This window comes from Gordoniibacillus kamchatkensis (assembly GCF_000829455.1).
Classification (GTDB): Bacteria; Bacillota; Bacilli; order Paenibacillales; family NBRC-103111; genus Gordoniibacillus; species Gordoniibacillus kamchatkensis.
Genome location: NZ_JXAK01000124.1, coordinates 1 through 6,182 on the forward strand (window position 1 = coordinate 1; position 6,182 = coordinate 6,182).

Below are 6,182 nucleotides of genomic sequence, written 5' to 3' on the forward strand. Positions count from 1 at the left end.
CTTCAAGAAAAATCGAGCCGATCTCCCTTTCGCCTACGCCGCTCCATCGCGGCATCAAGATCGACGTGCGGGCCGTCGCCGCAGCGGAGCAGCGTAATGCCCAGGCGCTCTAGCTCGCGAGCTTTCGCTGAATCGGCTCGCTCCGTCGTGAGCACGATCGCCGGATTCGTCTCCTGCCGCTGCAGCACTTTGGCTTCAAGGGGAATGCGCAGCGCGGAATCGACAACGATGCGCGTCGGCTGCACGGCAGGCACGCTCAAACGGGCCGTGAGCTCCGGATCGTCCGCCAGCACTGTGCCGATGCCGACCATGATGCCTTGATGGCGGTGCCGCAGCGTATGGACGAAAGCGCGCGACGCTTCGCCGGAAATCCATTTGCTGTCGCCGGTTTTGGAAGCGATTTTGCCGTCGAGCGTGCTGGCGGACTTGAGAGTCACGAACGGCCGCCGCGTCGTAATATACTTGTTAAACGTTTCATTCAGCGCCGCGGCTTCCTCGGCGAAGAGGCCCGTTTCCGTCTCGACGCCGGCGGCCCGCAGCTTGGCGATGCCTGTACCGGCAACGAGCGGGTTCGGATCGACAGCGGCAACGACGACGCGGCGAATTTTCTCGCGGATGAGCCGGTCGCTGCAAGGTGGCGTACGCCCGTAATGGCTGCACGGCTCCAGCGTAACGTAGGCGGTCGCCCCTTCCGCTTGCGGGCCGGCCATGTTCAGCGCATGAATTTCGGCATGCTCGGTGCCGCGCTGCAGGTGTGCGCCCATGCCCACGATGCGCCCGTCCTTCACGATGACGCAGCCGACGACCGGATTGATGCCGGTCTGGCCTTGCGCGCTGCGGGCCAACTCAAGCGCAAGGCGCATATACGTTTCGTCGCTCATTACATCCATTGGTGTTCCCTCCTCGTCACGCACTTTAAATTGTTCCTGATAAACGAAAAGACCCCGGTTCGTCCGAACGGGGCCTTGGAATGTGAGCAGCAGCTCGCTTGTTTGCGGAAATGCGCATCTAAACAGACCCGGCCGCAGTCGTCTAAACTGCATCCGGGACTAGCCCTTCAATTCCCAATGGGAGAAAATTCCCATGTGAAAAAAAGTGCAAAGGTGCACAAAAAAACAAGCGATGCCTCGTCTCCCTCTCCCATCCAGACTATACTGTCGGTCCCGGATTTGCACCGGGTCCACCGCCCGCATGCAGCAAACGAACGCTGCCCTTTCCTGCGGTCGGGTCACGGACTAAACGCCAGCGGCCAATTAGCCGTATGCGTATCACCGCCGGTTGGGAATTTCACCCAGCCCCGAGGTTTTGACGCCAAGCAAGCGCAGTGTAATTACCGTTTGAACCGGCACACCGCTCCAGCTTAACGCGCTAGCATCTTTTTGAAGAATCTTACCATCGCCCAGCAAAAAAAGCAAGGTCGTTCTCTTCCCTGCTCGACGTTATCCGTTTCCCTTCGGCACGGCAATGTCTAAAGCAAGGGCGAGCAAATAAAATGCGCGCCAGCGGATTTTGGCATACGTATCGGCACTGATCGGCGGATCGAACACTTGATTATACACGACGTAGTCGAAAACATAGTCGCTTTTCATATACCGCTCCGTAATTAACAATTGCTGCTTCGGATGGAGCCTGCTGACGGCTTGCTCGATGTTCTCGCAGTAGCGGCGGCGGCGTTCGGGCTCGTTCGTAGTATAGACGGCGATCTTCGCCGTTTCGTTGCTTGTCCGGTTCGTCCGGCCGTTATAGCGCGGTTCGTAAAGTGAGGTCACGTTCGTCTCGCGCATCTCGAAACCGATATATTTGAATATGCGATAAGTTTCCAGCGCCGCCTCTACAGCTTCTTGCGTACGTTTGCGGTCCACCTCCGGCAGACGGATGCCGAGCTTGTCCATGCTGCGGGTTGCTCTCATGCAAATTCCACCTCCGACGAAATTAACAGTTGCGTAATTAATAATTACGATCTATAATTATTGTTATGTACCACCTGTTTTGGGAATTATCGCCTTTATGTTCTGCATTTGAATCTTAGCACGTAATTTATAATTTCGCAATCATTAATTTCGAAAATTTCAATTACAATGACAGCGTACGGAGGAGATTTTGTGGACATTGGACATAGGATTAAAGAATTAAGGGAGCGCCAAGGGTGGTCGCAGGATCAGCTCGCTGAACTGCTTGGCATGAACCGGGCCAACGTCTCGAACTATGAACGCGGCGTCATCACCAACATCCCGAGCGAGATTATTGTGAAGCTGGCTGCCTTATTCGGCACTTCGACGGATTATTTGCTGGGGACGTCGACAACATCCGATCAACAAAAACAGGTAGAGCGGAGATCAAATACAGCGCGAAACGAACGGGATTTGCGTAAATTTTTGCAGCAGTCCGACGTTATGTTTGACGGCGTTCCGCTGTCCGAAGACGATAGAAGGCGCGTTCAGGACGTGCTGACGGGTCTGTTTTGGGAAGCGAAGCAGATGAACAGGCGAAGCCGTTGATCGCGGAAGGAGACGGTATTTTGGATATTGCACGGAGGATCGGCAATCTCGTTGCCAAATATAAGACGAATTGCCCTTTTCAGCTGTCGGAATTGCTGCGAATTCACGTCAAGTATGCCGCGCTGCCCGACAACGTGCGGGGATTGTATTGCCGTACGCTGCGGCGCCGTTTTATCGTCATCAACGAAGCGCTGTCGGAAGAGTGGCAGCGTTTCGTATGCGCCCATGAGCTTGGGCACGATCGCCTGCATCGGGGGCTCGGGTACTATTTTATCGAGCAGCATACGCTGTTCGATCCGAGAAAGTTTGAGCGTCAGGCGAATGAGTTTGCGGTGCGGCTGTTGACGTTTGGCGGGGAACAGGCAGAGGATGAAACGGCGGAAACGTACTGCATGCGCAGCGGGGTGCCGAGAGAAATGGCGAAGTATGTGTGGTCTTAAAAGTACAAAATAAAATCCCCGCCAGCGGAAGTCAACGGGGATCAAATTCTCAAGCATTTTGGAATTTCACTGCTCAAGCTGCCCGGATGCGCGGCGCAATTCGTTGGCTAGCGTAAGTTGCCAGTCCCGCAACTGCTGCCAAGCCTTCGCGTCTTCCGCTCGGCCCTCTTGTTCCGCCTTCGCGCGCTCCGTTTCGCTGCTCTGCCAGTGGGTCGACAAATACGACCGCGGGCGACGCCGGCATCCTGACAGTGCTGAATGAGCGCCGCTTGAATCGCGCTGGAGTATTGCTGCGCACAGAGCACGAAGCTGACGTTAACGGTCTCCAGCGCCTTGAGCCCGGTACGCTTGCCGCTTCCGTTTACATCGCCGATGTAATCGCCGTCGTCGGTAACTGCCCCGTCGTTGCCACCTGGAAGCGGCGTGTCGGCAAGCGGCGCCGGAACGAGCGTAGCGCCGGCAGCGGCCGATACCGCGATATATGCCGATTGCACATTGCCGAGATTAGCCAAGGTCAAGTTATCCCACGATTCTACGACGGCTTTCTTATAGGAAACGGTCAGCTTGAACGTGCCCGAAGCTGTCCCTGCGGCAACTTGAACGGACACGTCGTTGCCGTCCGTTCCTTCCGTCCGCGCGCTCACCGTGGCGGAAACGGCCGGAGTCGCAGCGTTATCGAACAAATCGAGCTTCGCTTTCTGCGCTGAGCTCGAGGCGCAGCGGACGATGACAATTCGAGCTTCGCTTTCTGCGCTGAACTCGAAGCGCAGCGGACGATGACGATTCGATTCGCTCCTTGCCTGAACGCACCGAGCACCGACATATAGCCGGTCAGGCCGCTCGCGTAGCCGCCGAATTGACGGATCGCGTCGTTCAGGCTGTAGACGGTAGTCGGTACGCCGATCGGGCCTTTGCAGAACGTGCCGACGATGCCGATCGTTCCGACCGTCACACCGGTCGCTGGCGTCGGCCGGGGAGGCATTTCGATCAGCGAAATGCACGGTACTACGTATTGCTGTGCTTGCGTCATAAAAGATCCTCCCAAGTTTGAATTTCGTTCGAAGCTATTTGGCGAAACTTCGGCTCTACCGTATCGAGTGCAGGCGGAACGGCAGCGGGCGGCCGCAGACGCGGCTCAAAATAATCGACCCGGTAATGCATCGAGGCGATATAGAGCGTCTCCGTCTCGTTCACGGTCTGCTGCTTGAAAACGGTGCGGATTATCGTTGCGGCGTCGGCAAGCCCTTCAAGATACGGGTTCGCGAGCAGCGCATACCGAATATCGCTCGCCAGTTGCCGGACCGTTTGTTCCCCTGCTTCGGGATCCGGATGGATCTGATACGCTTTAATGCGCACCATAGCTGCCGCCTTGTCTTGAGCGGCGTTGTAATCGAGATGCCAAAGCCGACGGCAAAAAATCGACACGGACGCCATTGTATCCGGTACGATCACGTCGGCCACACGATAGCTGCCAACCGCCGCCAGCCGCTCATCAGCTTGAAGGGCGGCCTTCACAGCTTGCAAAATGTCATCGATCATTCGTTCGTACGTTCACCTCGCTTTCCGCTTTGTTAGCCTGGAGACGAGCGAGGGAAGATTCAACCCGCTTAGGGCCGTTCGCAGCGGCTGTTTGCTTATCGCATCCGGGTATCAATCCCTCTCCCGCAACTCCATGCTATAACTTTACGCTTTCCACATCCTAACAACACACGCATATTTACGAACTTATATTCGTTTTTTTTTTGGATTTTTTTCGGCCTAACAGGATAGCAAGAAAAGGAGCTGTCCCTCCGGTCCGAAGACTGGGGACAGCTCCTTTTTATATATGCGGGATTTGCTTGTAATTAGACTTCGACGACTTCGACTTTCTCCATGACGTCACGGCCTTTGAAAGCATCGACGTACTCCATGCCTTTCGTCACTTTGCCGAAAACGGTATGCTGGCCGTCCAGATGCGGCTGCGGCTGGTAGCAAATGTAGAACTGGCTGCCGCCGGTGTTGCGGCCCGCATGCGCCATCGCTAATGAGCCTCGCTCGTGTTTGTTCGGGTTGATTTCGCAGTTGATCGTGTATCCCGGGCCGCCGGTGCCTGTTCCGTGCGGGCAACCGCCTTGGGCGACGAAACCGGGGATGACGCGGTGGAAGTTAAGTCCATTGTAGAAGCCGGTGTTCGCCAGCTTTTCAAAGTTGGCGACTGTGTTCGGGGCGTCTTTCTCGAACAGGTCGATCAGAACTTCGCCGCCGTTTGCGAGCGTAATTTTTGCTTGTTTTGCCATGGATGGAGTTCCTCCTTCGATTCAATAAGGTTCATTGTACAACAATGCGCCGGGAATGCCAAATGATGGGCCGCACTTATTGGCGGTCCGGCTTACGAAGCTCGGCGATCGCCTTGTTCATGTCGTCAGGCATTGGCGCCCGGACGGACTGCTTGTCGCCGCTCCATGGGTGAGCCCAAGACAGACGCTCGCCGTGCAGGGCGACGCGCGGAATATATCGGCGGCCGCCGCCATACATGCCGTCGCCGGCGATCGGGTGGCCGATCGCCGACAAGTGGACGCGGATCTGGTGAGTGCGGCCCGTCTCCAACTTGAGCCGCACGAGCGTATGATCGGCGAACCGTTCGGCTACCGCATAGTGCGTCAGCGCCGGCTCTCCCGTCTCGCTGACGCGGCGGCGCGTAGAATGGTGCCGGTCTTGCCCGATCGGCAAATCGATTTTGCCCTTGTTTTGCTCCATGACGCCTTCGACGATCGCCACATATTCGCGGTCCACTTCTTTGTCGCGCAAAGCGCGTTCAAACATCGCTTGCGCAAGCTCGTTTTGGCGAACAGCACCGGGCCGGTCGTCTCTTTGTCGAGGCGATGCACCGGGCGCACCCGCACCGGCTGGCCGGTAGCTTCGAAGTAGGCGGCGACGCCGTTCGCCAGCGTGCCGCGTTGGCCTTTGACGCTCGGATGGATTTCGACGCCGACCGGTTTGTTTACGACGAGCGCGAAATCGTCCTCGTACAGCACGTTAATGTCCATCCAGTCGGGCGGCATGCCGAGCGGCTCGCGCGGGAACAGGCGCAGCCGCAGCTTGTTACCCTGCACGGTAACGCCGTTATGCGCGGACAGCTCGCGCAGCAGCTTCGGCGGTACCGGGAGGTGCGGGGCGACGCCGCCTAGCCCCGCGCCCGCGAGGTGGTCCGGCAGAGCCACCTCGAACCATTCGCCCTTGCGCCGGCCGGCGAGGCCGGCGGCCC

The 6,182-nt window shown here is 57.3% G+C and carries 9 protein-coding genes, 1 pseudogene and 1 riboswitch; of the genes and pseudogenes, 2 read left to right on the forward strand and 8 right to left on the reverse strand.

The genetic code is table 11. From position 1 onward, the window contains the following. Nucleotides 1–2: 2 nt before the first annotated feature. The 3 genes from ribD to SD70_RS32175 form a co-directional block, all read right to left on the reverse strand. Complete coding sequence (ribD, locus tag SD70_RS32170; protein WP_156158311.1) at nt 3–890, reverse strand: bifunctional diaminohydroxyphosphoribosylaminopyrimidine deaminase/5-amino-6-(5-phosphoribosylamino)uracil reductase RibD; 888 nt, start codon at nt 888–890, stop codon at nt 3–5. Between the two features lie 238 nt (nt 891–1,128). Beyond that, nucleotides 1,129–1,309, reverse strand: a riboswitch (FMN riboswitch). Continuing rightward, complete coding sequence (locus SD70_RS36660) at nt 1,269–1,415, reverse strand: hypothetical protein (protein WP_156158312.1); 147 nt, start codon at nt 1,413–1,415, stop codon at nt 1,269–1,271. It overlaps the preceding riboswitch by 41 nt. A 24-nt stretch (nt 1,416–1,439) precedes the next feature. Then, a complete protein-coding gene (locus SD70_RS32175) occupies nt 1,440–1,910 on the reverse strand; it encodes an ArpU family phage packaging/lysis transcriptional regulator (protein ID WP_231571722.1) in 471 nt (156 codons plus the stop codon). Between the two features lie 192 nt (nt 1,911–2,102). Here SD70_RS32175 and SD70_RS32180 point away from each other — a divergent pair, with 192 nt between their 5' ends. Together SD70_RS32180 and SD70_RS32185 are read left to right on the forward strand one after the other, a co-directional pair. Further along, a complete protein-coding gene (locus SD70_RS32180; RefSeq protein ID WP_231571723.1) occupies nt 2,103–2,498 on the forward strand; it encodes a helix-turn-helix domain-containing protein in 396 nt (131 codons plus the stop codon). A gap of 26 nt (nt 2,499–2,524) precedes the next feature. Next, complete coding sequence (locus tag SD70_RS32185; protein WP_041052755.1) at nt 2,525–2,938, forward strand: ImmA/IrrE family metallo-endopeptidase; 414 nt, start codon at nt 2,525–2,527, stop codon at nt 2,936–2,938. A gap of 107 nt (nt 2,939–3,045) precedes the next feature. On the opposite strand, the gene SD70_RS32190 is transcribed toward SD70_RS32185, so the two are convergent. From SD70_RS32190 to SD70_RS40605, 5 genes and pseudogenes are all read right to left on the reverse strand, one after another. Continuing rightward, nucleotides 3,046–3,621: a hypothetical protein gene (locus SD70_RS32190; RefSeq protein ID WP_041052743.1), complete on the reverse strand. Its 576-nt coding sequence runs from the start codon at nt 3,619–3,621 to the stop codon at nt 3,046–3,048. Continuing rightward, complete coding sequence (locus SD70_RS32195) at nt 3,579–3,968, reverse strand: hypothetical protein (RefSeq protein WP_041052745.1); 390 nt, start codon at nt 3,966–3,968, stop codon at nt 3,579–3,581. The genes SD70_RS32190 and SD70_RS32195 overlap by 43 nt, the downstream gene beginning before the upstream one ends. Then, the gene (locus tag SD70_RS32200; protein ID WP_041052747.1) at nt 3,965–4,477 is read right to left on the reverse strand and encodes a hypothetical protein; all 513 of its coding nucleotides are present in this window, start codon (nt 4,475–4,477) and stop codon (nt 3,965–3,967) included. Before SD70_RS32200 ends, SD70_RS32195 begins: the two co-directional genes overlap by 4 nt. Nucleotides 4,478–4,782: 305 nt before the next feature. Continuing rightward, the gene (locus tag SD70_RS32205) at nt 4,783–5,214 is read right to left on the reverse strand and encodes a peptidylprolyl isomerase (RefSeq protein WP_041052750.1); all 432 of its coding nucleotides are present in this window, start codon (nt 5,212–5,214) and stop codon (nt 4,783–4,785) included. A 76-nt stretch (nt 5,215–5,290) separates the two neighbouring features. Continuing rightward, nucleotides 5,291–5,979 (reverse strand): annotated as a pseudogene (locus SD70_RS40605) (RluA family pseudouridine synthase). Between the last annotated feature and the right edge of the window lie 203 nt (nt 5,980–6,182).

Bases quoted from the DNA above. Each gene is read 5' to 3' on its own strand.
- SD70_RS32195 (WP_041052745.1), bottom strand. From the start codon at position 3,968: ATGACGCAAGCACAGCAATACGTAGTACCGTGCATTTCGCTGATCGAA.
- ribD (WP_156158311.1), bottom strand. From the start codon at position 890: ATGGATGTAATGAGCGACGAAACGTATATGCGCCTTGCGCTTGAGTTG.
- SD70_RS32205 (WP_041052750.1), bottom strand. From the start codon at position 5,214: ATGGCAAAACAAGCAAAAATTACGCTCGCAAACGGCGGCGAAGTTCTG.
- SD70_RS32175 (WP_231571722.1), bottom strand. From the start codon at position 1,910: ATGAGAGCAACCCGCAGCATGGACAAGCTCGGCATCCGTCTGCCGGAG.
- SD70_RS32200 (WP_041052747.1), bottom strand. From the start codon at position 4,477: ATGATCGATGACATTTTGCAAGCTGTGAAGGCCGCCCTTCAAGCTGAT.